This is a genomic window from Clostridium sp. DL-VIII (genome assembly GCF_000230835.1).
In the GTDB taxonomy this organism is placed as follows: domain Bacteria; phylum Bacillota; class Clostridia; order Clostridiales; family Clostridiaceae; genus Clostridium.
Genome location: NZ_CM001240.1, coordinates 2359276 through 2386031 on the forward strand (window position 1 = coordinate 2359276; position 26756 = coordinate 2386031).

The following is a 26756-nucleotide window of genomic DNA, read 5'->3' on the forward strand; positions in this document are numbered from 1 at the left end:
TTGCAAAAACCGAAAAAATATGAAAAGTAGAATTTTAGCACTTATGTTAGTAGCTGTAATGGTTAGTTCTGTACCAGTATTTGCAGCACCGAGCAATGAACAGTTAGATGCATCAAGGCAAAAATATGCTGAAATCGAAAATAAGATTAAGGATATTGAAAATCAAATTTATGACTTAGACGCGCAAATGGAAACGCTTCAAGCAACTGTTGATAAAAATAAAACAGAAATACAGAATATCAATATATCTACTGAAAACACTAAAAAGGATATTGAACAGTGTAAGAAAGATATTAATGATTTGGATTTAGCTTTAGGGCAAAGACTTAAAGGAATGTATAATTCAGGTAATTTAGAATTTAACTATTTGAATTTTGTACTTAACTCTGATTCAACAAGTGACCTTTTTACAAGAGTGCAAGCTATTACAACTCTAGTTGGAAAGGACAAGTCATACATAGAAAATATAGATAATAAGAGAAATGAACTAAATGAAAAGGTAAAATCTTTAGACGATAAGAAAGCTCAGATAAATAAACTTAATGATGAAGTGCAGGATAATTTAAATCAATTAACAGAAAAGAAGAAATCTGAACAGGAATTAGCAACTCAGGCTAAAGAAGAAAAGGATAAATTTGATTCTCAATATTTATCGCAATTAGAAAGAGATGCGGTAAAGTATCAATTTGATGTAATAGATAATTCTAATAGTTCATCAGCAGATATTCAGGCAGCAGTTGACCAATTGACTAGTATGAGGAATAGTCAAATTAAGAGTCCAATTGTTACTAAAGAAATCAATGATGAAATACAAAAAGGAAAAACAGCAGCTGCTAAGAAGAAGAGTGAAGAAGCACAGGCAGCCGCACAAGCAGCTGCTGCTGCAAAATTAAATAGCGCAAAATCAAATAGCCAAAAATCAACGGCTCAAAAGTCTAGTTCATCGGTGGCAGCACCATCAGCAGGAAAGGCTCAGGCAATTTTAAATGAAGCATATAAACATTTAGGCGCGTCTTATGTATGGGGTGCAACAGGACCAAGTACATTTGATTGCTCAGGATTCACACAATATGTTTATGAGCATGCTGCAGGAATAGATATAACAAGAACAACATATACACAAATAAATGTTGGACAACCTGTAAGTGAGGATCAGTTACAACCGGGAGACTTAGTATTTCCACATACAGGCCATGTTGGTATCTATGTTGGAAATGGACAAATGATTCATGCGCCTCAAACAGGTGATGTAGTTAAAGTAGGTCCAGTATTCAGTTTTTACGCAGCGCGTAGAATACTTTAATATTATGAATAATCAACAATGATTAATATCTGAATGATATAGTTTATCTAATATCAAGGCATATAGGAAAATTAATAATTACTTTGTAAATGCCTATAAAAATGGAATAGATTATATGACTATTAAGAATAGAATTAATTCCAATGAAAATTAGTAAAATATAAAAATGACTGGTCACATGATTGTGGCCAGTCATTTTTATAGTTAGAAATTATTTTTCTATTCTTTTTAAAATTACATAATTATGTTTACCTACAAATAAAGGTACATTTTCAATATCTACATCGCTAGTCTCGAGTCCAAACCATTTTGCTGGAGAAACTGTATATCTTTTTATAAAAAGTTTAGCTTTAAGTATTAACTCATCCCAGAGATTTAAGCTTGACTCATAAGAAAGATGCTCTTGAATTATGGTAAAACGGAAATCACCAACTTTTCTATCAGGCATAGTAGTATAATTTCTAGACTGAATTTGTATTTCTCCACTCTCAACTAATTCGGTTGAAATTTGACGTAAAAAAACATTTAATTTTTGTTCAACTCTGAAGCCGAGTTTTATTTGGACCTTGACTAAATAAGAAGTTCCAAATGTGTCTACAGTATATTCTGCTCCATAAGGTTCATCAGTAACTACAATGTTAACAAACCAGTAAACATCAGCTCTTTTAGGCCTCTTATCTAAGATAGAATACATTGTTTTTCTTTCAATCTGACTTTCTTTATGACAGCTGGTTAAATATACAAGATTTGTTGTATATTTAGGGCGGTCAGTATCTTGACGTAGTTGATTTAATGTTTTTTTATAATTTTTAATTGGAACATTTTCAATTAAACGCATTTTTATGTGATATCCTTTAATCCAGATATACATTATAGATAAAATAACGAAAGCAATTAAAACGGTTATAAATCCACCATGCATAAATTTAACTACATTTGCTATGAAGAATGAAAATTCAAGCATACCGAAGAAGATAAGTACAAAAAGTGCGATAATAAGTGGAGTTTTCTTCTTTAGTAAATAATTGAATAAGAGAATAGTTGTCATAAGCATTGTTACTGTAATTGCTAAGCCATAAGCAGCTTCCATATGTGCAGAGCTTTTAAAATAAAGAACTATACCAATACAAACAATCCATAAAAATTTATTAACTGCAGGTAAATAGAGTTGTCCTTTAGATTTTGATGGATACATAGTATGTAATCTAGGAAATAAATTCAATTTAATTGCTTCAGACACAAGTGTAAATGATCCTGAAATTAATGCCTGAGATGCTATAATTGCTGCAAGTGTAGAAATTATTATACCATAAATCAAAAAGCTTCTTGGAATCATTTGAAAAAATGGATTTAAGTCTTCAATTCTCATAATCTCAGGGTTCTTTTTAGCCCATAAAAGCCAAGCACCTTGTCCAAAATAATTTAACAATAAGCATATTTTAACAAAAGGCCAGGAACCATAAATATTTTTCTTACCAACATGTCCAAGATCTGAATAAAGAGCTTCAGCACCTGTTGTTGCTAAGAATACACTACCGAGAATAAAGAAGCCTGCTTTATTCTCAGGACTTAAAAGTATTTTGATTCCATAATATGGAGAAAGTGCACGTAGCAATGTCCAATCATGAGAAAGCCCTAGTATTCCGAATATGGCTAATGAGGTAAACCAAATAAGCATAACTGGACCAAACAATTTACCAATAAAATCAGTTCCAAAATGTTGAATAAAGAATAAAGCACTTATGATTGCTATTACAATTACGACAACATCATTTTGGTTATTTCCAAAAATGTGATTAAAACTTGGAATAAGATTTAATCCTTCAATTGCTGATGTAACAGTTACAGCTGGAGTTAACATACCATCAGCAAGCAATGCTGATCCACCAAGCATCGCTGGAATAAGAAGCCATTTTCCTTGATTTCGTACTAAGGTAAAAAGAGAAAAGATTCCTCCTTCACCTTTATTATCTGCATTTAATGTGATTGAAACATATTTTATTGAAGTTAAAATAGTGATTGTCCAAAAAACTAGAGATAAGACTCCTAATATAAAGTTTTCAGATATATTTGGTAAGCCACCATTACTATCAATAACTGATTTCATTACATATAGTGGTGAAGTTCCAATATCGCCATAAACTACGCCGAGTGCAACAGTAATACCTGCTAAGGAAAGTTTTTGAACAGTATTTTGTTTTATATTTAATCTCATTTTAAAATCTTCCTTTTCTATATACATAGTATTATGAATTTTGATTATTTTACGAATTTTTGTGATTTTTAAAACTTTATTTAGTAATAATTTCTATAGTTATAAAATCGATGGGAGCGACTTAAAAGTTATATCATAAGTTACTTCTAAAATAATATCTATGATATAACTTTTAGAAAAACAAGTCAAATTGTCTTTATCATGAAGATAAGAGGAATTATTATAGAATTTCTGAGAATAGGAACCATACACAGAAGGATTCTTCATTTTACTATGTATGGCTCCTATTATCTAAATATTTATATGTAAATAACCAGTCAAAAACATTTATTATTTTGAGGTCCTTTTTAATTTTATGCTATCATCTATTCCTACAAAAAAAGGAACATTTTCAACATCAACTTCACTAGTTTCAAGTCCAAACCATCTTTCAGGGGTAACTGTATATCTCTTTATAAATAATTTAGCTTTAAGTATATATTCATCCCAAAAGTTTAATTTTGATCCGTATGAAAGCCGTTCTTGAATTAGAAGGAAACGAAAATCTCCAAGCTTTCGTTCAGGGATTGTAGTATAGTTTCTGGATTGAATTTGTACTTCTCCACTTTCAACTAACTCCACTGAAATTTGACGTAAAAAAACATTTAGTTTTTGTTCTACCCGAAAACCAAGTTTTATTTGGACTTTGACGATATATGATGTTCCAAAAGTATCTACGGAATATTCCGCAATGTAGGGTTCATCAGTAACGATAATATTAACAAACCAGTAAACATCAGCTTTTTTAGGCTTTCTATCTAAGATGGAATACAATATTTTTCTTTCAATTTCTTTAGGTTTGCTGCTACTAGTTAAACATACAAGGTTTGTTGTATATTTGGGACGATCGTTATCCTGACGTAACATATGTAACTGTTCTTTATAATCTTCAATTGGCACATATTCTAATAAACTAATTTTAATATAATAACCTTTAATCCAAATATACATAATAGATAGAATGGCTAAAGCTATTAAGGCTGCTATAAATCCACCATGCATGAATTTGACAATGTTGGCTAAGAAGAACGAGGTTTCAATTATACCAAATATGATAAGTATAGATAATGCAAAGAGAAAAGGAACCTTTTTCTTTAATAAATAATTAAATAAAAGAATGGTTGTCATGATCATTGTAACAGTAATTGAAAGTCCATAAGCTGCTTCCATTCGTGTAGAGCTTTTAAAATAAAGAACTATTCCAATGCAGACAATCCATAATATCTTGTTAACAGAAGGCATATAAAGCTGTCCCTTAGACTTAGATGGATACATAGTATGCAATCTAGGAAATAAATTTAATTTAATTGCTTCAGAAACAAGAGTAAAAGAACCCGAAATTAAGGCCTGTGAAGCAATAATTGCTGCAAGGGTAGAAATTATTATGCCGAAGAGCAAAAAATAATGTGGAATTAATTGAAAAAAAGGATTCAAATTATCTGCGTTAAGAAATTCAGTTCTTTTCCTAGCTGATAGTATCCAGGAACCTTGACCAAAATAATTTAATAATAAGCATACTTTAACAAAAGGCCAAGAACCATAGATATTATTTTTTCCAACATGCCCAAGATCAGAGTAAAGAGCCTCTGCACCTGTTGTTGATAAAAATATACTCCCGAGAATAAAAAATCCTTGTCTATTTTCCTTGCTAAAGAGAATTTTGAATCCGTAATATGGGGAAAGGGCACGTAATAAAGTCCAATCATGAAAAAGTCCTATAATTCCAAATAATGCTAAGCACAAGAACCAAATAAGCATAACAGGACCAAACAGTTTTCCAATTATATCAGTTCCAAAGTGTTGAATGAAAAAAAGAATACTTATAATTACTATTACAATTATAATGATGCTATTTTCATTAGAACCTAAAGTAGTTTTAAAGCTGGGGATCAAATCCAACCCTTCAATAGCAGAAGTTACAGTTACGGCTGGGGTTAACATTCCATCAGCTAGAAGTGTAGAACCGCCGATCATAGCGGGGATAATAAGCCATTTTGCGCGATGACGAACTAAGGTAAAGAGAGAAAAAATACCTCCTTCGCCTTTATTATCTGCATTTAAAGTTATAGCAACATATTTTATTGTGGTTAATGCAGTAATAGTCCAGAATATAAGAGATAAGACTCCAAGAATAAAGCTTTCAGATATGTTTTTTAGACCGCCATTACCCTGGAGAATTGAGCTCATTACATAAAGAGGTGAAGTACCTATATCACCATAAACTACACCAAGAGCGATGATGATACCACTTAGGGTGAGTTTGTTAATATCATTCTGTTTTAAAGTTTTCTTCATATTAAGCCTTCCTTTATAGTTATAGTTTGCTCCCACATTAGGCATGATAAAAATGTTTAATTATAGAAAAACACTTCTTCAATATTAATAAAATTTTAATAATAGTTTAAATTATTATTTGTGGAATCAATTTAGTATTTCCGTTTAAGGATTCAAATATGTTTGTGGTTTATTTAAAAATAAAATTCGAAGCTTTAAGAATTGTAGAAAAAATTCTTAAGCAGATAGAAATAGAAAACAATAATAAATTATAAAATTATTTAATATTGTAATACTATTATTGAAAGCGATAATTATAGTTAGGCATATTCATATGTAGTCATTCAATATGATTAATGGATTTTGTTTTACGAATATGTATTTTATGAGGAGGAATTAATTATGAACCAAAATAATGAAGGAGATAAGTTTAAGCATATAATGAGTGTAGGAAATTTCACTAAACATGCTGTGGAAAATTTTGAAGAAAATATAGTGAATCAAAAAGATTATTTAGAGAAAGTTAAAAGCAATGAAAAAGCTAAAGATTTAGAATGATATGCATCAGCATAATACTATAGTATTATATTGGTTTTATCATGTATTTAGGCACATGAAAGAAAATGATAGACCAAATATGCAAGCATACTGATCTGTTATTTTTTTGATTGTGCCTTAATGAATTAAGTTTTTTAGAGGTGAGAGAATGGAAAATATAGCAGGATTTTATTTAATGCCGCATCCACCAATAATAATACCTGATATAGGGAGAGGCGAAGAGAAAAAAATTGAGAAAACAACTTTAGCATGTAATGAAATAGGAAGAGAAATAGCGGATATTAAACCGGAGACTATAATAGTTATAACTCCCCATGCTACAATGTTCAGTGATGCTATAGCTGTATCTGATGAAGAAAGAATCTCTGGAGATTTAAGTCAATTTAGGTGTACTAATATAAAAATGGATATTGCAATAGATAAGGAATTTAATATGCAGCTTGGGACAGCATGCCATCTAGAAGGAATTCCGTCAGTACTTGTAGATACAAAATTATTAAATAGATATAATGTTAATTATGAATTAGACCATGGAACTATGATTCCTTTATATTTTGTAAATAAGTATTATACGGATTATAAGTTAGTCCATATTACTTATTCTATGATAGGAGATATAAATTTATATAAATTTGGTATGGAAATAAAGAATGTGGCAGAGAAATTAAATAGAAAAATTGTGGTGATAGCTAGTGGAGACTTATCTCATAAGCTGAAGGAAGAAGGTCCATACTCTTATTCACCTTATGGAGAAAAGTTTGATCGTGAACTATTAGAGGATCTTGAAAAAGGTGATGTTATTGGAGCTTTTAATTTAAATAAAACTATGGTTAATGAAGCAGGGCAATGTGTCTTGAATTCTATTTATATACTTCTTGGAGTTATGGAGGGCAAGGAAATAAAAGGAGAACTCTTATCTTATGAGGGAACTTTTGGAGTAGGATATGGAGTAATGAAGCTAAAAAGGCTGAATGCAGATAAAAGCTATTTGAATGAATTAATAAAACATAAAGAAGAGAATCTTAAAAAGAAATTAGATAACAGTAATCCTTATGTTAAGCTTGCTAGAGAAAATTTGAACTATTATTTCTCTCATGGGAAAATTATAAGTAATACTTCAAATTTACCAGAAGAGCTTTTAAAGGAGAGACATGGAGCTTTTGTATCTTTAAAAAAATTTGGTAATCTCAGAGGATGTATAGGAACAATAGCACCTACAACAAATTCTGTAGCAGAAGAAATAATAAGAAATTCTATAGAAGCAGCTATGCATGATCCAAGGTTTCCAGCAGTTTCTGAAGAGGAAATGGAGGATATAGATATATCTGTAGATGTACTTATGGACTCGGAAACATGTAACAAAGAAGATTTAGATCCTAAAAAGTATGGAGTTATTGTATCTTCAGGTATGAGGAGAGGTCTATTACTTCCAGATTTAGATGGTGTGGATACTATAGAGAAACAATTAGAGATTGCATGTGACAAAGGTAATATAGATTTTGATGAGGAGTATAAGATAGAAAGATTTGAAGTTATACGATACAAGGAAGAATACCATTTCTAATTATTTTATAAATAATAATTAACAGAAAAGAAGGAACTGAATTAATTAAGGATGGTGGAAAAATTATGGATGTTAAAATACCGTTTTATGAAGAGGAAAAAGATAAGATCAGGTGTAAAATATGTCCACACAATTGCATTATAGCTGAAAATAAATTTGGAGTATGCAGAGTAAGAACAGTAAAATCTAATATTCCTGTTGCGGTAAATTATGGTGAAGTAACTTCAATGGCGGTTGATCCTATAGAAAAAAAGCCACTATATCATTATAAACCTTCAAAAGAAATATTATCTATTGGAAGCTTTGGATGTAATATGACCTGTAGTTTCTGTCAAAACTATGAAATATCTCAAGGGAAACCTAAAACTCAATACGTAAATATAGAAAAGCTGCTTGATATTATTAAAAAGTTAGAAAATAATGCTGGAATTGCATTTACTTATAACGAGCCGTTTATGTGGTATGAATATATGTATGATGCAGCTAAAAATATAAAAGAAAATAATTCTGATACTAATGTTGTAGTAGTGACTAATGGATATATTAACGAAGAACCACTTATGAAGTTACTTCCATATGTTGATGCTATGAATATTGATTTAAAAGGATATACTAATAGATACTATAATAATATCTGTGGTGCAAAGCTAGAACCAGTACTAGAAACAATAAAAAGATGTAATGACCATTGCCATGTGGAAATAACAACCCTACTTGTAAGTGAAGAAAATGACTCCTTAGAAGAAGCTAGGCAGATAGCAGAATTTATAGCCAGTGTAAATGAAAATATTCCTCTTCATTTAAGTAGATATTTTCCAAGATATAAGATGGAAAATGAAGCAACAAAAGTAGAAATTATAAAAGAAGCTCAAGATGAAGCTAAGAAATACTTAAAATATGTTTATATAGGGAATGTGCAAGGAGTAGATAATAATACCTACTGCCCAAAGTGTAATGAACTTCTTGTTGAGAGAAATGGATATTATACTAAAGTGTTCATGAAAGATAATAAATGCGAAAAGTGTGGTGAAATTATAAACATAATAATTTAGAAATAATAGATTAGAAGTTATAAATTTAAACTGAGCTTTTTATTTTCGAGGTTTAAATAAAATTAGCCAAATTTATCATTTGACTAATTTTACTTAATAAACATAACAGGTTTTATACAGATAATTATATAAATTAATTTTAATTCAAATATTAGTATCTAAGAAGAATACATGAAGCGACGACTCCTGCACCAACTGTCCATAATATGACATTATCTCCACGTTTAATTTTATTGCGAGATATTGATTCTGATAGAGCAAGAAATGGACTTGTTACGCCAGTATAACCAAATTTATCCCCTACAAAAGGGAATTTCTCAGCTGGTTCTTCAAGACCCTGCATAATTAGCTCGATATTTTTCTTCGCAAATTGAGATAAACAGTATAATTTTATATCATTTTTGCTTAAATTATTTCTAGCAAGTATTTCATTTACAGAATCTATACAGCTAGCAAAAGCCTCATCTGTATCAAAGTCAATCCATTCAATAATTCGATTATGTTTCTCCTCATATTCATCCATAGGAAGAAATTTGGAAAAACCACTAGGTGGAAAGTTTATGTACTCACATAGTGCACTATCTACATAAGAAGAACTATCAATGAAGTCTGAGGTAGTATCGCTTGTGTTTTCTAGTAAAATTGCACATGCGGATTCTCCAAAATTTGAATAGGTTATTGCTTCATTTTTTCTGGAGTACCTTACTAATTGATCAGATCCCACAACTAAGGCATATCGTATATTACAATCAGTTTTCATTACTCTGCTAACTTGATTTACTGCAGTTATCATACCTGAGCAATTTCCATTCATATCATATGCATTTGATTTTTTACTTAAGCCTAAGGCATTATGTATTTTTACAGCATTTGTAGGAGATAAAAATTCAGGAGTAGTGGAAACGAAGACCACTAAATTAATATCGTTAATATTGACATTAGAATTTCTTACTACCTTTTTTGCTGCTTCAATAGCCATAGTCAATGAATTTTCATGAAAATCATCTGAGATATATCTGTTTTTTCGTCCTGTTACGTTAAGTAGCCCTGAGATATCAGTGCCTTGCTGTGAAAAGTGGTTTAAGAAATAGTCATTTGAATACTTTGTATCTGGATGATAATATTCTATTTTGTTTATTTTTACATTCATCCTATAATGCCCCCTAACAATAAAAGTTTTTAAAATACATTAAAGGATAATTATACCACAAAAATTGGCGAAAGATTACATAGAATCAAAAAATAAGTAATAATAAATATAATTTAATTTAAATATTCAATTGCAAGCGTGTAATAAGTTTACGTAAATGCTTGAAAATGATCTATTTAGTAACAAAAAATGATAAACATGGAGAATTATATGATATAATAATTAAATAGCGGGAAATATTTATTAAAGTTAGAAGAGAATATTTTAGATTAGTCCAAGTTATATAGGGAAGATATAAGGGGGAAAATAAATGGATTACAAAAAAAATATAGAAATAAAAAATAAGATATTACTTTTAGGATTTTTTCTTTCAGTAATATTAAGAACAATTTTTGATGTCTTGTTAAAAGTGGAAGCAAGAGCTATATTTATGTTATTAGGGGTGTCAATTCCATTACTTTTAATAGGCTTAATTTTGATGAAAAAGAAATTAATAATTCAAGGTATGTATTATTCTGTACCTATGTACATTATCGTAATTTGCATAATGTTTATGTCTGAGCCCAATTTAGCTAATTTTATACTTATTTATTATAGTCTTATAGCGATAAGTGTATATCAAGATCTGAAAATTATGATTATAGAGGCAATAGCAAGTGTATGCTTTATATTATATGCATTTATTAATTATAGAACTACATTATTCGTATCAGTAGATTATACTGAACTGGCATTCTATATATTATATGTTTTAGCGGGCACAGCAATATTATCAGTTAATGCTATTATTTCGAAAATTATTTATAGGGATCAGGAACAAAATCATAAAATTATAGAAGAGGCAAAGGGTAAAGCGGAGACTTTATTAGGCAGAATATCCGATACTATAAAAGTTTTAACTACTGCTAATATTAAAATTAAAAACGGAATTTCTTCAACAGCTCAAATAACACAAGATATTACAACTTCAACTAGTGAAGTCGCAGATAGAGCAAGTAGGGAAGTTAATATAATGGATGATATGAAAACATCAATGAGCCTTGGTGTTGAAAAAGTAAAAGAAGTTACAAATGCAACTAATTTAATGTCACAGTTATCTATTTCAACAGGAGAGGTTATAGAAAAAGGTAATAAAACAGTTGCAATATTGACTACTGAAATGGATAAAGTAAATGACAATATTATGGATGCAGTGAAATTGATAAATGAATTAAGTGATGAAAATGCAAAAATAATGCAGATAATTAGTACAATAAATGAGATATCAGAGCAAACAAATTTACTAGCACTTAATGCATCAATTGAGGCAGCAAGAGCTGGAGAACATGGAAAAGGATTTGCGGTTGTTGCAGACGAAGTTAGAAAACTCGCAGAGGACTCTAAGTTTTCTACAAGTCAGGTAGAACTAATATCAAATAATATATTAAGTAAGACAAAATCAGTATGTGAACAAGTTTTAAATGAACAAAAATCTATTGAATTATGTAGCAAACGTACTAATGATGTTAAGGAATTGTTTGCTAATGTATATAATAATAATTTGAATGTACTAGATCATTCAAAAAATGTCAGCTCACAATCTTCAGCATTAGAAGAATCAGTAACAAGTGCATTACATTCGGTAAATACCATAAGTGAAGATGTAGAAACTACAGCAGCAGCCATAGAAGAAATTTTTGCAGCCATTGATGAACTTAATAATGGAGTGTCAAATATAACTAGTAGCTATAATGATATAGATAATATATGTGATGAATTAAATTCATTGCAGATTTCAAATGAATAATAAAAAAATTACTTTTGATTTATAAATTTAATAAGAAATATTTTGATGTAGTAAAAGCTTCTAAAAATTAGGATGAAATTTTAGAGGCTTTTTGCTTTTCTTGAAGTATAGAGAAGTTTTAAATTCAATCCTAATATATTAATTATTTGACTTATAAGTGGTATACTTTCAATAGAGAATACAAAGAGAAAGTTTATTTTGAACTAAAATCATCAAAAGAATTGAGGAAGTTTATGAAGGAACCAAAAAAATGGATCCCAGAGCTGCAAAGTTTTAGTGGACTTGCTATCATATTTGTAGTTCTTATCCATGCTACAGCATATTATCTTTTAAGCGTATTACATATGACTTACTTTGAAGAAACAGATTATGTAACACGACTAGTGGATAACCTTATTCATGGGGCCGTACCAATTTTCATATTTATAGCTGGCTATAAATATGCATTAAATGATTTGAATATACCATATGAAAAATTTGTTAAAAGCAGAATAGCAAAAGTATTTAAACCATTCCTAATAATTAGTATTATATTTTTTATAAAAAGTATTATTACTAATAATGAATATGGAGATATATTTGGTTTAAGCAAAAGCTTTTTTAAAATATTTATAGGTTATAATGCTGCGTATCAGTTATGGTATATTCCAATGTATGTATTGATATCATTAACTTACCCAATAATATATAAAATAATAAATAATGAATGGTTTAGAACAATATTTATTTTAGGAATAATAGTAATCCAATATGCTTTATCTTGGTATAGTGATTTATTGGCTGGCCATCCATTCGATTTTGTGTATTATTATTTATTTTTCCATATGGGATTGATTTTTTGTAAGTATGATATAAAGAACAAATTTAAAAGATGGGACATTTTAATAATAGTTGTATACATAATTGTAACTCTAATATTAACATTAAATACTTCAGAAAACTTATCTGGAATATTAAAGCGATTTATAATATGGCCAATGTCAGTGGCTGCATATTATTTTTGGATCATAAGAATAAAGGAAAATAAGTTACTGCAATATTTAGGAAAGTATTCATTTTATATATTTTTATTACATGAGCCAATATTCTGTACAGATATATCGTATATTTTTAAAGTTTATGGGATCTATTATTCAGTAGTGGAATCATTTATAATAGCAGTATTAACGATTATTATAACAATGCTGATCTATAAGATTATAGAGAATACATTTGTAAAGAAATTATTATTTTAAAATGAAAAATAAATAAAAGACATTTTAAGGAGAATTATACTATGATAAGTTTATTTAAAGCTTTCGCAACAGGAGAAGATTTCTTTTATGAAGGTGCATTTATTGCAAAGGTAAAATATCAAAGATTTAAACCGGAAGTAGAAAGTGAAGCTTATAAAAATAAGATTATAAAAAATAGCAAGAAGCTTTGCATAATTGAGTGTGAAGGTTATGAGAAAGAAGAACTTATAGAAAAATTGACAGTATATCTAATGATGAATGCTGAGGTGAAGGAAGTAGGAAAATCAGAAGAAGTAGAAAATCAGGGAGTCTTATGGCATACTTTTTCTAATAAAGAAATTTCGGATTTTAGCCATACTACAGGAGATACAAATTCCATTCATTTAGTAGAAAATCCAGTTGTTCAAGGATTATTTATACTTAAAGAACTTCGTGATACAACAAAGGCAGATGAAATAGAAATAAAATATGTATATCCTGTGTATGGAAATAAGCCAGTATATCTTTTAAGAGAAGAAAATAAGATAAAAGGATTCAGTAATGGAGTTTTATGCTTTCAAGTAACTATATAAAACAATAGCAAAATAATTTAGAAGTACATGTGGAAGAATTGGAAGGCTCGTAACTGATATAATAATAGAACCTACTAAAAGAAAAGATAAAGAAAATTGCTTAAATAAACATACTGGTGTATGCAAAAGTGTGTTGATAGATGTGTAAATAATGTCCTGACAATAGTTTTTTTGACAGACATAAATGCTATGAAAGTGCTTGTATAATGATAAATTTCATTCGGATATGGGACTTGTAGATATTTGTGGTAAATGTGTGATTGGTGTTCCTTGTGCTGCACGAAATCCAGTAAAGTAGTTTCATAATTGGAGATGATTTAAAGTGAAAGAACGAGAAGAAGTTATAAAAGAATATTTTAATTCATGGGTTATTAGAGATGAATCTGTTTTAGAAAAGGTATTTGAAGAAGATATAATGTATATTGAGTGCTACGGGCCTGCCTATAAAGGAATTGGACAAGTTAAAAAGTGGGTTACAGAATGGTATAAACATGGAAGAGTAATAGTTTGGAATATAAATGAGTTTGTTCATAATGAAAGGTATAGTATATGTGATTGGTATTTTGAATGTGAATATGATGGAAAATTGGATGGTTTTAATGGTGTTTCATGGATTGAATTCAGCGAAAGAAATAAGATTATTAAACTTAGAGAATATCAATCTAAGGTACCTAATTATTTTCCTTATGATACAAAATAATAATGAGGCATTTTAGATAAAAAAATTGGCTAAAGGTTGATATTTTGCACATTACAAGATATCAGCTTTTTTATATACTATAATATGTAATAAAAAATGATTAAAAATTTATTATTAAGAGATAATTGTAAAATAGGAAACTTAAATAAAATACACATAATTATTTTGTTGCATTATTAATAGTTAGCTTTTGTGGAACCTATATATTTTAATGTTAACCAATACTAATAAGTATAGGAGGTTTTTATGACAAGGAAATTTATTAAAATATTAGCAGCAGTATCAGTAGTATTAGCATTAGGTTATATATCAATCAATTTCTATGAAAAAAGCAATCTAAATAATAGTAAGCTAAGTTGTTTAAGTGATTTTATAAAATCTATGAAGAATACTGATGGAAAGGATCTTAGAACTATATTAAGAAATATTATAATTGTTAAAAAACCTAATGGAGAAAATAGTGAAACATCGCCAAACGAGTTAGAACAATATATTTTAGATAAGATTAAAGATATAAAAGGAATAAATGTAATTGATGAACCTAAAATCATAGAAATAATTAAGCCAATACAAAAAACTCCTGTAAAAAGAGATTTTCAGTTGGGTGAAATAACAGAAAATAATAATAAGGCAGTGAATGATCCAGGATATAGGTATGAGTGGGATATAAGTTATACAGAAGCTGATAAAGCATGGACTTTGATGAAGCAAAAAAGAGAAGTGAAGGTTGCTGTTTTAGATACTGGAGTAGATTATACACATCCAGATTTAAAAGATAGAGTGTTAAAGGATAAAGGGTATAACTTTGTAGACAATGATTCTGAGACAATGGATGATAATGGACATGGAACTCATGTATCGGGAATAATTGCCGCAAGTGCAAATAATGACATAGGTATATCAGGAATTACTGGAACTTTAAATGTAAAAATAATTCCAGTAAAAGTACTTGACGAAGATGGAGAAGGAGAAGTAACTAATATTGTTAAAGGTATTAAATATGCGGTAGATAATGGTGCGGATATAATTAATTTGAGCTTTGGAACTAATGCTAAGAGTAAAGCAATTGAAGAGGCAATAAATTATGCTAAAAGCAAAGGAGTATTTGTGGTAGCAGCTGCCGGTAATGATGGTGGAAGCGATGATAACTCTAGCCCAGCTAGTGATGGTGCATTTGCAGTAGCTGCAATGGACTATAACTATAAAACTGCTGATTTTTCGGATTATGGTAATTGTATAGAAGTTTCCGCACCAGGTGAAGAAATATTAAGTACAGTTCCAGGTGGATATGAGGCATGGGATGGAACAAGTATGGCAGCACCAATAGTAAGTGGTATTGCAGCTATGGTTAAGGCAGAAGATCCAAAGTTATCTCCAAGCCAGATAGAAAATATTTTAGATAGTACAGCTAAAGATATTATGACTAAAGGAAAGGATCAGAAGTCTGGATATGGCCTCATAGATGCTTATAATGCTATTAAGAAAGTTAAACAACTGGAAAGTAAGTAAGTATATAACATTGCAATAAGAATAACTTCCTATATTTTTAAATTTAGTAGTGCATATATTCTATAATTTCCTAAGTATATTTCAAATCCATTAGAAGAAAATATACTTTGTAATGTTAAATCATAAGGGAGGAAATAAATATGGAAGCAACTATGACTAAGTCAAGAAATTCATTAATATCTGAAGGGAATCCAATGCAATCATGTATTGATACATGCAGCAAATGTGTACAGATTTGTGAGGAGTGTATAAACTTATGCTTGCAAGAAGATAATGTGAGAGAAAGAATGTATTGTATTAAAACACTTCAAGATTGCGCTGAAATTTGTTCAACTTCAGCTTGCTTTATGTCAAGAGGAAGTGGCCACATAAGAGAAATATCCGCTGTATGTGCTGCAATTTGTGAAAGCTGTGCAAAAGAGTGCAGTACATTTAGTGATAATCATTGTCAAACATGTGCAGATATATGTCGTCAATGTGCTAGCGAATGTAGAAGCATGTTGAATATGTAGAGTATTATTAAATTAAAAACCGCTACTTATTAAGAATCGCTATTTTAATAAGTAGCGGTTTTTAATTTTTATAAGTATAAAAATTTCTTGACAATAAAAGAACGTTCGTTTATTATAGAAATATAACAATAGAGGTGTTCAAATGAGAAGGAAAGATGATGAAAAGCAAAGAAATATAAAAGAAGCAGTTATTAAGCTAATACTTAAGGAAGGATTTCATGGAACTTCTATTTCAAAGATAGCAAGAGAAGCAGGAGTATCACCAGCAACTGTATATATATATTATGAAAATAAAGAGGTTATGCTCCAGGATATATATAAGGAGTACTCAGAAGACATTTTTGAGTGTCTGCTAGATAAAATTGATGATTTCACTAGCGGAAAAGAACTTATAGAAATACTTGTTACAGAATACTATCTTTATATTAGAGATAATAATGAAATTTTTCATTTTGTAGATCAATTTGCAAGCTGCCCAGCTTTATCTAATCAATGTTCCTCAAGAGCAGGCATTAGAATTTTTAATGATTTCTTAGATACAATGAAAAGACAAGGGATTTTTAAAAACTTCAGAAATGATAATCTGATGGCTATACTTTTTTACCCGATAAAATCAATTGCAATAAATTCGTGCATTGACGAAGATGAAAAAACAGAATTATTAGATGAGCTTATTGAGATTATAGAAGATGCTTTATTAATAAAATAGTGACAGAAACTAGGCGAGAGAATTTTGTTAAAGTATAATTACAGAAATATCTCGCTATTACTAGACTAAAGTTTAAACGAATGCTCGTTTATTAATAAACTAAAGGAAGGATGATAAATATGATGAATTTAGAAGAAAAATATAATCAAGGACTTGGAGTTCCAGTAGCAACAAGTGCTGTTTTATTACCAGGGATGATAGATACTTTAAGATTAAATAGATTTAGTAAAAGCGAAATCGAGGTTTTATCTAATGATGATAGAGTTAAAGTTGCATTGATTTTAAAGCAGAATTTTAATCAGAATAATTTAAAAGAAGAAGATTTTTATCGGGTAGGTATTTCATTTCAAATAAATGAAACATATGAAACAGAAGATGGCTATGAAATTAAAGTGAAGGTATTAGATAGAGTTGAAGTAAAAAAAATAATCTTTGAAGAAGATGCAATTAATGTAGACTTCGAGCTAGCACCAGATGTTATTGATATTACAGAAAAAGATCAAGAAGAGATGATAAGTTACATTAAAAGAGTTACCCGTGAAATAAGTGAGAACTTTAAAGGTTCGGAAAGCTTTATGGTAAGCATTAAAGGCTATAAAGATTTAAATAAGCTTATTGGATATTTAACTACTTATATGCCGCTTTCAAATGAAGAAAAATATGATTTAGTTGAAACAAGATCATTAAAGGATAGAGGATTAAAGTTTATAGATCATTTATTAAAGCAAAAAGAATCCTTAAAATTACAATTTGAATTGGCACAGAAATTTACTGATAAGGCTAATAAAAATTATAGAGAATCAGTATTGAGAGAACAGTTAAGAGCTATTCAAAAGGAATTAAATGAAGGAAAAAGTGATAGTTCAAAGAAAGATAAAGATTATTTAAAGAGAATTGAAGAAGCTCAGATGCCAGATGAAATAAAAGAGGCTGCATTAGAGGAATTAGACAAGTTAGAAAGTCAAGGTCCAAACAGTTCAGAGTATAATGTAATACGCAATTATTTAGATCTGTTGGTTTCGCTTCCTTGGAAAGATAATGGAGATAAGGCCGTTGATTTAAATGAAGCAAGACGCATTTTAGATGAACAGCATTATGGTCTTGAAAAAGTAAAAGATAGAATACTTCAACATTTAGCAGTAATGCAGCTTAAAAAGGATAAAAAAGGTTCTATATTGCTATTAGTTGGACCTCCTGGAACAGGAAAAACCAGCTTAGGTAAGAGTATTGCTGAAGCTCTTGGAAGAAAATATGTAAGAATAAGTCTTGGTGGTGTGCGTGATGAAGCAGAAATAAGAGGTCACAGGAGAACTTATGTAGGAGCAATGCCAGGTAGAATCATTCAAAGCATAAAGAAAGCTGAAGAAATGAATCCAGTTATGGTTCTAGATGAGATAGATAAACTTATGACAGGCTATAATGGTGACCCTGCAAGTGCACTATTAGAAGTATTAGATCCAGAGCAAAATGATACTTTTACTGATCATTATTTAAATTTACCTTATGATTTGTCAAATGTATTTTTTATAGCTACAGCTAACTCATTAGATACAATTCCTAGACCATTATTAGACAGAATGGAAATAATTGAGATATCAAGTTACACTATGAATGAAAAATTCCATATTGGTAAAAACTACTTAATATCAGCGGTTCTTGAAGAGCATGGTTTAAATTCTACACAGTTTGTTATAGAAGATGAAGCTCTTAGAAAAGTAATAAGTGAATATACATTAGAGGCTGGTGTGAGAGGTCTTAAAAAGCAATTAGCCACACTTGCCAGAATTGCATCAGAAAAAATCGTATCTAATAAAGTTGAATTACCATTTAAGGTTACAATGGATAAATTAGAGGATTTACTTGGAAGAAGAGTGTCAAGTCATGATAAAGCTCAAAGTGATAATTCACCAGGAGTTGTTACAGGACTTGCTTGGACACCTGTGGGAGGAGAAATCTTATTTATTGAAGCAACTGATATGTTAGGAAATGGACAAGTTACTTTAACAGGTCAATTAGGAGATGTTATGAAGGAATCAGCAAAAATCTCCTTGAGTTTACTAAAGTCAAGATTGCCAATGAATGCAGTGAATTTTAAGGAGAGGGATATTCATATCCATGTTCCATCAGGAGCTGTTCCAAAGGATGGACCATCCGCTGGAATAACATTATTCACAGCTCTAGCATCACTTGTTACAGGAATAAAAGTAGATTCAAAGCTTGCAATGACAGGAGAAGTTACTTTAAGGGGTGCTGTACTTCCAATAGGAGGACTTAAGGAAAAGCTATTAGCAGCTCAAAGAGCTGGAATAACAAAGGTGTTAATTCCAAAGGACAATGAGGTTGATTTAAAAGAAGTTCCAAGTGAAGTAAGAGAACAACTAAACATTATACCAGTTAAAACTGTAGAGGAAGTTCTTAAAGAGACATTAGGAATAGCATTACCTAAAGTTGAACATATTTTCAATCAAGCTAGTTTTGTTCAAGAAGCATTTAATGTAAATCAAATTTAGTTATAAATGAGGAGTATCTAAAAGGTACTCCTTTTTTTCTGCAATTTAATAAGAACTTAAAATATATGTTGTGATTTATATTATGGAAATTAATTGATAATAGAAACTTTTAAAACAATGTATAAAATTTTTATAACTTTTAAGTTTGAATATATAATAATTATATAGTAATGTTATAATATAAAATAATTATATAATAACAGTTATTGGTTAATTAGAACGACTAATTTAAGATTATTCGAAATATAAAAAATAAAACGAAAGAGGTTGATAAGATCTATGGGAAAATTAAGAGTAATAGGTATAGGACCAGGAAGTATTGAAAATATGAGCCTTAGAGCTTTAAAAGCAATAGAAGAAAGTAATGTTATTGTAGGTTACAATAAATATATAGATATGATAAAGGATTTAGTTAAAGATAAGGAATTATATTCGACAGGAATGAAAGGAGAAGAAGCTAGGTGCAAAGAGGCTCTAAATCTATGTAAGGATAAAGAAGTAGCATTAATTAGTACTGGGGATGCAGGAATCTATGGTATGGCTGGACTTATACTTGAACTTAGAGAAAATGAAGAGGTGGAAATAATTCCAGGAATCACTGCAAGCAGTGCAGCAGGTTCTGTAATTGGAGCACCTCTTATGCATGATAATTGTAATATTAGTTTAAGTGATCTTATGACACCTTATGAGGATATAAAGAAGAGAGTAAAACTTGCAGCAGAAGGTGATTTTATAATATCTCTATATAATCCTAAAAGTAAAGGAAGACCAGATTACTTAAAAGAATGTATAAATATTATAAGAGAATTTAGAAAAGCTTCAACACCTGTAGCAGTAGTAAGGCATGCCCTTAGGGAAGGCCAAAGCTATAAATTATTTACAATTGGAGATTTTGATCCTGAAGTAGTAGATATGATGTCAATAGTGATAGTAGGAAATTCAAAGAGTTATTATAAAGATGAGAAATTTATAACACCAAGAGGCTATGAAAATAAAAAAGAAAAGTCTATATAATATATAAATCAAAAGGTAGGGAGAATAAATGAGTAATTTAATAAATTTATATTTACGAGAATTAGAAATAAAGGATTTAGAGAACTATTTATATTGGAATCTTCCTTCGCGTGAATTCCGTAAATATAATGGGCCTTATTATGCACAAAGCACAGAAAAAGAATTAAAACGAGATATAGAAGAATATAGAGTTCGTTTATTAAATGGAGAAAAAAATGTTCTTCAAAATAAAAAGATTATATCAAACAAGGATACTGATGAGATAATTGGACAAGTGAATTGGTATTGGAAGTCAATAGAAACCTTGTGGATGGAAGTTGGAATTGTTATTTTTAATGAAAATTATTGGGGAAAAGGGATAGGCCATTTAGCTTTAAAAATGTGGATTAATGAAATATTTGATGAGAATCCGGGACTTATTAGAATTGGATTATCAACTTGGTCCGGAAATACAAGAATGATGAAGCTTGCAGAAAAGCTTCAGTTAAAAAAAGAAGCAGTATATAGGAAAGCAAGAATTGTTAACAATCAATATTATGATTCTATCAGCTATGGAATATTAAAAGAAGAATGGGAAGTTATACAAGATAAGTTATAATAGAATCAAAATATTTAGATGAAATAGAAATGGAGGACATATGATTGGATTTATATTAGGAACATCTGAAGGAAGAAAGATTTTAGAATTAATAAATAAATATACAAATAATATTGCGGTTTCTACGGCAACAACATATGGTGGAGAGCTTCTTAAGGAATTCGATATAAAAGTTTTAAATACAAAGCCACTAAATAAGGAAGAAATGTTAAGCTGGATTAAGGTAAATGAAATTCAAGTTTTAGTAGATGCTTCACATCCATATGCCCAGGAAGTAACAAAAACGGCCTTACAATGTACAAAAGAGCTTAATATTAAATTCATAAGGTACGAAAGAGAAGGTGCCCTAGAAAACATAACTGATGAAGATATAATAAGAGTTAATGGTTATGATGAAGCTATTGAAATAATAAAAAAAATAAATGGGAATGTTTTAAATACAACAGGCGGAAATAATGTTGTTAAATTTTTGGATTTAGATTTTAACTATAGGATTATACATAGAATTTTACCATCACCTAAAGTTTTAAATAAAATAGTAGAAGCTGGAATAAGTATAAAAGATATTATTGCAATGCAGGGACCAATATCGTATGAGCTTGAAAATGGATTTATTGAGCAGTATAAAGTTAAAGCAATATTAACGAAGGATAGTGGAATTGAAGGCGGAGTATTAGAAAAATATAAGGCTGCTAAGAACGCTCATATTAAGTTAATCGTGATTGAGAAACCAAAGTTTACAGGAGAATTGATCTTTAAAGATGAAGAGGAATTGATTAACTATTTAGTAAAGGTAATTTAATAAATAGTTTTATATAAACTTATTTTTACAAGCTGAGGTGTAAAAATTATGAAGATTTATATGACAATTTTAAGCAATGGATTTTAATGGATAATAATTATTGATTAAAAAATATTAATGTATTATAATAGAGAAAAACAATTTGATTGATAAAGGGAGTTGGATTTAATGAGCGTTAAGGAAAAGGTATTAGAAGTTATGAAAGAAGCAGGGAAACCTGTAAGTGCCGGTGAGGTTGAAAAATTATCTGGCTTAGATCGTAAAGAGATTGATAATGCATTTAAAGAATTAAAAAAAGAAAGTGCCATTGTATCACCAGTACGTTGTAAATGGGAACCAGCAAATTAGAAATATGATTAGGTAATTTATAAGTTTAAAGTGAAAAGTCGTAAATTGAGTATGAAAGTTAGAGATTAGATTGTTAGAATTTATCTTGTAATTTTCTCCTTGATTTATGGTTTTTCACTTTTTATTTTAAAGAATTTATAAAGTTATTAGGTAGAAGTTTCTATGGATTATGTAGCTTAATTAATAGTATGTTTATAATATATAGGCTTTAAAGTTTAGTTAAAAAATAGCATAGTTTTTCATTTTTTGATATATTTAATATGTAAATAAAACTATAAGTTTATATTAATTAGTCTTTATAAGTTATAATAAAAAAGATATGTAGTATATAAGGGAGTTACTTAATAACATGGGGAAAAAAAGGAATAATTTTAAGAAGAAAAGCAGAGAAGTATTGCTAATAATTTTTATTATGTTTACAGGAATTATTGGACTGCGATTATATGAAGGATATAATGAAAAATATAGGGATATTAATTTGGATGGACTAGATACAAAAAGGTACATACAAGCTGCAGATGGTGCTAGTGCAGATAAACTTCAGGTTAACTGGCAGTATATGGCGGCAATTGATGGTGTTAGATATAAAAATGATTTTTCTAAGATTACAGATGAAAGTTTAAATGATCTCGCAAATATGTTTATAGAAAAAAATAGTACAAGCTCTAAAATTAAAAATAATGAGTATAGATTAGTTGAGCTGGATGAAGTATTAAGTAAGTTATCATTAAATGAAACAGAAAAGGAAAAGGTACAGCATTACATAGAAAATCTGAAATATACAGGAACTCAAAAAAATACGTTAAATGATTCTTCGAAGCAGGATTTTATTCAGGAATTATATCCTCAGGCATCAGAAATATATGATAAATATGGAGTACTTCCTTCAATATCAATTTCTCAGGCAATATTGGAAAGTGGATGGGGAAAATCAGAGCTTAGTGCAAAAAGTAACAATTTATTTGGAATAAAAGCAGACCCTAGCTGGAAAGGGAAAAAGGTTAAAATGAATACTTCAGAATACTATAATAAAAAAATTGTTGATGATTTTCGTGCTTATGATAGTCATGAAGATTCAATGAAGGACTATGGAGAATTTCTTAATAATAATAAAAGATATAAACAAAGTGGGGTCTTTGAAGCCACTCAGTATTTAAAGCAAGCAAAGGCAATAGAAAATGCAGGTTATAGTACTGTACAAAATGACAAAGGTGAAGATATTTATGCAGAGTTATTAATTGGAATTATTCAAGAACAAAATCTTCAGCTTTTAGATTATGAATGCGAGATGAAATATTTTAATAAAAACTAATAAGTTTTTTACGAAAAAGGGGATAATTATGATGGAGTATAATTTAGAACAATTAAATAGTATTATAAATGAAATAAAAGATGTTAATAAAGAAATAATAATAGAGGCAGATAAAAGAATGACCTCCCTTGCAAAACCGCTAAAAAGTTTAGGAAAATTGGAAGAAATGTCAATAAAACTAGCTGGAATCACAGGCAAAATAAAAAATAATATAAATAAAAGGGCAATTATAATAATGTGCTCAGATAATGGTGTGGTTGAAGAGGGAGTTGCATCATCACCTCAATCTGTAACATTGGCTCAAACAATTAATTTTACAAAAGGATTAACAGGGGTTGCAGTACTTGCAAAAGCAAATAATACAGAACTTATGGTTGTGGATGTGGGAATAAATTGTGATTTTGAGCATCCAAAGGTAATAAACAAAAAGATAAGGAAATCGACATATAATATGTCTAAGGGACCTGCCATGAGCTATAATGAAGCTGTAAAAGCAATTTTAATTGGAATTGAATGCGTAAAGAATGCGAAAAACTCAGGGTATGAAATACTTGGTGTTGGAGAAATGGGAATAGGTAATACATCAACAAGCAGTGCAGTACTTTCATCATTAACTAATATCAATGTGGAAGAGGTTGTTGGAAGAGGAGCTGGAATTACAGATGAGGCTTTCGAGAAAAAGAAAGAAGTTATAAAGATTGCTATAGAAATAAACAATCCCATAAAAGAAGATCCAATAGATGTGGTTTCTAAAGTTGGAGGTTTTGATATAGCAGCTATGGCTGGGGTATTTTTAGGTGCTGCTTATTATAAAATTCCCGTTGTAATAGATGGATTTATATCAGCGGTTGCAGCTCTTGTAGCTTTTAGGTTAAATCATAAAGTAAAAGAATATATGTTTACTTCACATGATTCCAAAGAGTTGGGATTTAAAGCAGCAATGAAAGAACTTGGTTTAAGTCCAATATTAAATTTAGATATGGGACTTGGTGAAGGCAGCGGCTGTCCGTTAGCATTTTCTATACTTGATTCTGCATGTGCAGTAATGAATAATATGGCAACCTTTGAAGAAGCTGAAATTGATGACAGCTATTTAGATGAACTTAAAGCAATGAAAAAATAGAAAGGATGAATAATATGGAATTGGGATTGATTCACATTTATTGTGGTGATGGAAAGGGTAAGACTACAGCAGCTATGGGCCTTGGAATGAGAGCAGCTGGAAGAAATAAAAAGGTACTATTAACTCAATTTTTAAAGGATAATGATACAGGTGAACTGATTTCAATTGAAAAGATTGGTGAAAACTTTAAAGTATTTAAAGGAGCACCAGTTAAAAAGTTCTTTAAATTCATGACAGAAGAGGAGCAAATCGCAACTAAAAATGAACATGAAAATAGATTTAAAGAAGTTACTAAAAAAGCTATTGATGAAAAAATTGATTTACTGATATTAGATGAAATAATAGCTTCGACTAATTTAGATTTAGTTTCTCTAGAGGAAGTAGTAAGTTTTCTAGAAAATAAACCTGAAGGATTAGAAGTTGTATTAACAGGTAGAAATCCAAATGAAAAATTAATTGAGCTTGCAGATTATGTTTCGGAAGTAAAGGCTATAAAACATCCTTATGAAAAAGGAATAGCTTCAAGAATTGGTATAGAGAAGTAATAAGAGTATGAATTATTTAATAATTGGTGGATCGAAAAGCGGCAAGTCAGAATTTGGAGAAAGGATAGCTCTAAGTTTAAATAAGGATAAGGTAGTATATGTTGCTACCATGAAGCCTTATGATAAAGAAGATGAGAAAAGAATACATGCACATATAGAAAACAGAAAAGGCTTAAATTTTATGACGCTGGAAAAAGAAAGAGATCTGCATGAAATAATAGACAATATTGATTCTAAGGATACGGTGCTAATTGACAGCATTACATCTCTTTTAACTAATGAAATGTTTTTTGAAAATGAAATAATAACGAATGTGTCAGTTAATATATTAAAAGGATTAAATAAAATAATAGCAGGAAGCAAAAATACTATTATCATAAGTGATTATATTTTTAGCGATGCAATAAATTATGATGAAATAACTGAAGGCTTTAAAAAAGAACTAGCTTTAATAAATAGAGAGTTAGTAAAGATTTGTGATAATGTTATAGAATGCAGCTTTGGAAATATTAAATATCATAGGGAGAAAATCAATGAAAAAACTTTATAAAGGATTCATTATGGCATTAAGTATGTTTACTGTACTTCCAACACCATATGTTGAATGGGATGACGAGGGAGTTAAAAATATGATGAAGTTTTATCCCATAATTGGAGCAATTGTTGGAGGAATATGGAGCGTTGTATATTATTTAATTAATATTTTGAAGGTTTCAGTAGTATTAAAAAGTACAATAATCATGATAGTACCATTTGTAATAACAGGAATGCTGCATTTAGATGGATTTATGGATGTTTGCGATGCAATTTTGTCAAGGAGAGATAAAGAAGAAAAACTTAGAATATTGAAGGATTCAAAGATTGGTGCATTTGCAGTAATATCTTTATTAATTTTATTTTTTCTGCAATTTGGTGGCATATATTCTATTGTAGAGAAAAACATTCATTTTTATATACTGATCTTGATTCCAATAGTAAGCAGGTCTACTACAGCGTATTTTTTATTAAGCAGAACTACTATAAAAGAAAGTACCCTAGGAACATATTTTAAAAAAGGAACTAATATTACAGATAGAATTATTATGGTTATAGCATTGTTAGTGATGCTTGTAGCAGCATTTGCTTTCTTGAAATATGAGGGCATTATATTAGAATTATTAATAATCCTTGGAGTTACATGGGCAGTTGAAAAATGTAAAAAAGAATTTGGAGGAATATCAGGTGATGTTGCAGGGTTTGCCCTTGTTATAGGAGAAGTTACAGGAATACTGGCTTTAGCAATAATATTATAAATATATATGGTAATAGATTATATATTTTGAGTTT

24 protein-coding genes are annotated in these 26756 nt (G+C 29.5%); 21 read left to right on the forward strand and 3 right to left on the reverse strand.

The features are described 5' to 3' along the window. Positions 1-19 precede the first annotated feature (19 nt). Entirely contained in the window at positions 20-1303 is a 1284-nt protein-coding gene (locus CDLVIII_RS10785; protein ID WP_009169483.1) for a C40 family peptidase, read from the forward strand. 211 nt (positions 1304-1514) lie between these two features. Here CDLVIII_RS10785 and CDLVIII_RS10790 read toward each other — a convergent pair whose 3' ends face one another. Both CDLVIII_RS10790 and CDLVIII_RS10795 read right to left on the reverse strand, forming a co-directional pair. Then, positions 1515-3518 (reverse strand): KUP/HAK/KT family potassium transporter, encoded by a 2004-nt coding sequence (locus CDLVIII_RS10790; RefSeq protein ID WP_009169484.1) that lies wholly within the window; start codon positions 3516-3518, stop codon positions 1515-1517. A gap of 330 nt (positions 3519-3848) precedes the next feature. Next, positions 3849-5852 carry a KUP/HAK/KT family potassium transporter gene (locus CDLVIII_RS10795; RefSeq protein WP_009169486.1) on the reverse strand — a complete coding sequence of 668 codons (2004 nt, stop codon included), beginning with the start codon at positions 5850-5852 and terminating at the stop codon, positions 3849-3851. A 381-nt stretch (positions 5853-6233) separates the two neighbouring features. Between CDLVIII_RS10795 and CDLVIII_RS31220 the strand changes: the two genes are divergently transcribed. The 3 genes from CDLVIII_RS31220 (at position 6234) to amrS (ending at position 9005) form a co-directional block, all read left to right on the forward strand. Next, entirely contained in the window at positions 6234-6389 is a 156-nt protein-coding gene (locus CDLVIII_RS31220; RefSeq protein WP_009169488.1) for a hypothetical protein, read from the forward strand. 148 nt (positions 6390-6537) lie between these two features. Further along, positions 6538-7953: an AmmeMemoRadiSam system protein A gene (gene amrA / locus CDLVIII_RS10800; RefSeq protein WP_009169489.1), complete on the forward strand. Its 1416-nt coding sequence runs from the start codon at positions 6538-6540 to the stop codon at positions 7951-7953. Between the two features lie 65 nt (positions 7954-8018). Further along, entirely contained in the window at positions 8019-9005 is a 987-nt protein-coding gene (amrS, locus tag CDLVIII_RS10805; protein ID WP_009169490.1) for an AmmeMemoRadiSam system radical SAM enzyme, read from the forward strand. A 151-nt stretch (positions 9006-9156) separates the two neighbouring features. On the opposite strand, the gene CDLVIII_RS10810 is transcribed toward amrS, so the two are convergent. After that, positions 9157-10155, reverse strand: coding sequence for a 3-oxoacyl-ACP synthase III family protein (locus CDLVIII_RS10810; protein WP_009169491.1), 999 nt, complete (start codon positions 10153-10155; stop codon positions 9157-9159). Between the two features lie 310 nt (positions 10156-10465). Here CDLVIII_RS10810 and CDLVIII_RS10815 point away from each other — a divergent pair, with 310 nt between their 5' ends. The 17 genes from CDLVIII_RS10815 (at position 10466) to CDLVIII_RS10895 (ending at position 26722) form a co-directional block, all read left to right on the forward strand. Beyond that, positions 10466-11941: a methyl-accepting chemotaxis protein gene (locus tag CDLVIII_RS10815; protein WP_009169492.1), complete on the forward strand. Its 1476-nt coding sequence runs from the start codon at positions 10466-10468 to the stop codon at positions 11939-11941. A gap of 233 nt (positions 11942-12174) precedes the next feature. Beyond that, on the forward strand, positions 12175-13176 hold the full coding sequence (locus CDLVIII_RS10820; RefSeq protein ID WP_009169493.1) for an acyltransferase: 1002 nt from the start codon (positions 12175-12177) through the stop codon (positions 13174-13176). A gap of 41 nt (positions 13177-13217) precedes the next feature. Then, a complete protein-coding gene (locus CDLVIII_RS10825; RefSeq protein WP_009169494.1) occupies positions 13218-13748 on the forward strand; it encodes a hypothetical protein in 531 nt (176 codons plus the stop codon). A gap of 322 nt (positions 13749-14070) precedes the next feature. Continuing rightward, a complete protein-coding gene (locus CDLVIII_RS10830) occupies positions 14071-14448 on the forward strand; it encodes a hypothetical protein (RefSeq protein ID WP_009169495.1) in 378 nt (125 codons plus the stop codon). A 246-nt stretch (positions 14449-14694) separates the two neighbouring features. Further along, positions 14695-15957, forward strand: coding sequence for a S8 family peptidase (locus CDLVIII_RS10835; RefSeq protein WP_009169496.1), 1263 nt, complete (start codon positions 14695-14697; stop codon positions 15955-15957). Between the two features lie 140 nt (positions 15958-16097). After that, complete coding sequence (locus CDLVIII_RS10840; protein ID WP_009169497.1) at positions 16098-16469, forward strand: four-helix bundle copper-binding protein; 372 nt, start codon at positions 16098-16100, stop codon at positions 16467-16469. 142 nt (positions 16470-16611) lie between these two features. Then, on the forward strand, positions 16612-17178 hold the full coding sequence (locus CDLVIII_RS10845; protein ID WP_009169498.1) for a TetR/AcrR family transcriptional regulator: 567 nt from the start codon (positions 16612-16614) through the stop codon (positions 17176-17178). Positions 17179-17297: 119 nt separating this feature from the next. Beyond that, positions 17298-19688: an endopeptidase La gene (gene lon, locus CDLVIII_RS10850; RefSeq protein ID WP_009169499.1), complete on the forward strand. Its 2391-nt coding sequence runs from the start codon at positions 17298-17300 to the stop codon at positions 19686-19688. 279 nt (positions 19689-19967) lie between these two features. After that, entirely contained in the window at positions 19968-20702 is a 735-nt protein-coding gene (gene cobJ, locus CDLVIII_RS10855; protein WP_009169500.1) for a precorrin-3B C(17)-methyltransferase, read from the forward strand. A gap of 28 nt (positions 20703-20730) precedes the next feature. Continuing rightward, a complete protein-coding gene (locus tag CDLVIII_RS10860; protein ID WP_009169501.1) occupies positions 20731-21300 on the forward strand; it encodes a GNAT family protein in 570 nt (189 codons plus the stop codon). 40 nt (positions 21301-21340) lie between these two features. Next, positions 21341-22102 (forward strand): cobalt-precorrin-6A reductase, encoded by a 762-nt coding sequence (locus tag CDLVIII_RS10865; RefSeq protein ID WP_009169502.1) that lies wholly within the window; start codon positions 21341-21343, stop codon positions 22100-22102. Between the two features lie 168 nt (positions 22103-22270). After that, positions 22271-22450: a transcriptional regulator gene (locus CDLVIII_RS10870; protein WP_009169503.1), complete on the forward strand. Its 180-nt coding sequence runs from the start codon at positions 22271-22273 to the stop codon at positions 22448-22450. Between the two features lie 349 nt (positions 22451-22799). Further along, a complete protein-coding gene (locus CDLVIII_RS10875; RefSeq protein WP_009169504.1) occupies positions 22800-23762 on the forward strand; it encodes a glycoside hydrolase family 73 protein in 963 nt (320 codons plus the stop codon). Between the two features lie 31 nt (positions 23763-23793). Continuing rightward, positions 23794-24885, forward strand: a complete 1092-nt coding sequence (gene cobT / locus CDLVIII_RS10880) for a nicotinate-nucleotide--dimethylbenzimidazole phosphoribosyltransferase (RefSeq protein WP_035301734.1) — start codon at positions 23794-23796, stop codon at positions 24883-24885. Positions 24886-24899: 14 nt separating this feature from the next. Then, entirely contained in the window at positions 24900-25430 is a 531-nt protein-coding gene (locus tag CDLVIII_RS10885; RefSeq protein ID WP_009169506.1) for a cob(I)yrinic acid a,c-diamide adenosyltransferase, read from the forward strand. A 7-nt stretch (positions 25431-25437) separates the two neighbouring features. Then, on the forward strand, positions 25438-25980 hold the full coding sequence (locus CDLVIII_RS10890) for a bifunctional adenosylcobinamide kinase/adenosylcobinamide-phosphate guanylyltransferase (RefSeq protein WP_009169507.1): 543 nt from the start codon (positions 25438-25440) through the stop codon (positions 25978-25980). Continuing rightward, positions 25964-26722: an adenosylcobinamide-GDP ribazoletransferase gene (locus tag CDLVIII_RS10895; RefSeq protein WP_009169508.1), complete on the forward strand. Its 759-nt coding sequence runs from the start codon at positions 25964-25966 to the stop codon at positions 26720-26722. The genes CDLVIII_RS10890 and CDLVIII_RS10895 overlap by 17 nt, the downstream gene beginning before the upstream one ends. Positions 26723-26756: the final 34 nt, after the last annotated feature.

Excerpts from the sequence above, each read along its gene's own strand:
- CDLVIII_RS10795 (WP_009169486.1), bottom strand. The coding sequence starts at position 5,852 with ATGAAGAAAACTTTAAAACAGAATGATATTAACAAACTCACCCTAAGT.
- CDLVIII_RS10820 (WP_009169493.1), top strand. The coding sequence starts at position 12,175 with ATGAAGGAACCAAAAAAATGGATCCCAGAGCTGCAAAGTTTTAGTGGA.
- lon (WP_009169499.1), top strand. The coding sequence starts at position 17,298 with ATGATGAATTTAGAAGAAAAATATAATCAAGGACTTGGAGTTCCAGTA.
- CDLVIII_RS10875 (WP_009169504.1), top strand. The coding sequence starts at position 22,800 with ATGGGGAAAAAAAGGAATAATTTTAAGAAGAAAAGCAGAGAAGTATTG.
- CDLVIII_RS10815 (WP_009169492.1), top strand. The coding sequence starts at position 10,466 with ATGGATTACAAAAAAAATATAGAAATAAAAAATAAGATATTACTTTTA.
- CDLVIII_RS10845 (WP_009169498.1), top strand. The coding sequence starts at position 16,612 with ATGAGAAGGAAAGATGATGAAAAGCAAAGAAATATAAAAGAAGCAGTT.
- amrA (WP_009169489.1), top strand. The coding sequence starts at position 6,538 with ATGGAAAATATAGCAGGATTTTATTTAATGCCGCATCCACCAATAATA.
- amrS (WP_009169490.1), top strand. The coding sequence starts at position 8,019 with ATGGATGTTAAAATACCGTTTTATGAAGAGGAAAAAGATAAGATCAGG.
- CDLVIII_RS10885 (WP_009169506.1), top strand. The coding sequence starts at position 24,900 with ATGGAATTGGGATTGATTCACATTTATTGTGGTGATGGAAAGGGTAAG.
- CDLVIII_RS10790 (WP_009169484.1), bottom strand. The coding sequence starts at position 3,518 with ATGAGATTAAATATAAAACAAAATACTGTTCAAAAACTTTCCTTAGCA.
- CDLVIII_RS10860 (WP_009169501.1), top strand. The coding sequence starts at position 20,731 with ATGAGTAATTTAATAAATTTATATTTACGAGAATTAGAAATAAAGGAT.
- CDLVIII_RS10890 (WP_009169507.1), top strand. The coding sequence starts at position 25,438 with ATGAATTATTTAATAATTGGTGGATCGAAAAGCGGCAAGTCAGAATTT.
- CDLVIII_RS10785 (WP_009169483.1), top strand. The coding sequence starts at position 20 with ATGAAAAGTAGAATTTTAGCACTTATGTTAGTAGCTGTAATGGTTAGT.
- CDLVIII_RS10865 (WP_009169502.1), top strand. The coding sequence starts at position 21,341 with ATGATTGGATTTATATTAGGAACATCTGAAGGAAGAAAGATTTTAGAA.
- cobT (WP_035301734.1), top strand. The coding sequence starts at position 23,794 with ATGGAGTATAATTTAGAACAATTAAATAGTATTATAAATGAAATAAAA.
- CDLVIII_RS10835 (WP_009169496.1), top strand. The coding sequence starts at position 14,695 with ATGACAAGGAAATTTATTAAAATATTAGCAGCAGTATCAGTAGTATTA.
- CDLVIII_RS10870 (WP_009169503.1), top strand. The coding sequence starts at position 22,271 with ATGAGCGTTAAGGAAAAGGTATTAGAAGTTATGAAAGAAGCAGGGAAA.
- cobJ (WP_009169500.1), top strand. The coding sequence starts at position 19,968 with ATGGGAAAATTAAGAGTAATAGGTATAGGACCAGGAAGTATTGAAAAT.
- CDLVIII_RS31220 (WP_009169488.1), top strand. The coding sequence starts at position 6,234 with ATGAACCAAAATAATGAAGGAGATAAGTTTAAGCATATAATGAGTGTA.
- CDLVIII_RS10810 (WP_009169491.1), bottom strand. The coding sequence starts at position 10,155 with ATGAATGTAAAAATAAACAAAATAGAATATTATCATCCAGATACAAAG.
- CDLVIII_RS10825 (WP_009169494.1), top strand. The coding sequence starts at position 13,218 with ATGATAAGTTTATTTAAAGCTTTCGCAACAGGAGAAGATTTCTTTTAT.
- CDLVIII_RS10895 (WP_009169508.1), top strand. The coding sequence starts at position 25,964 with ATGAAAAAACTTTATAAAGGATTCATTATGGCATTAAGTATGTTTACT.
- CDLVIII_RS10840 (WP_009169497.1), top strand. The coding sequence starts at position 16,098 with ATGGAAGCAACTATGACTAAGTCAAGAAATTCATTAATATCTGAAGGG.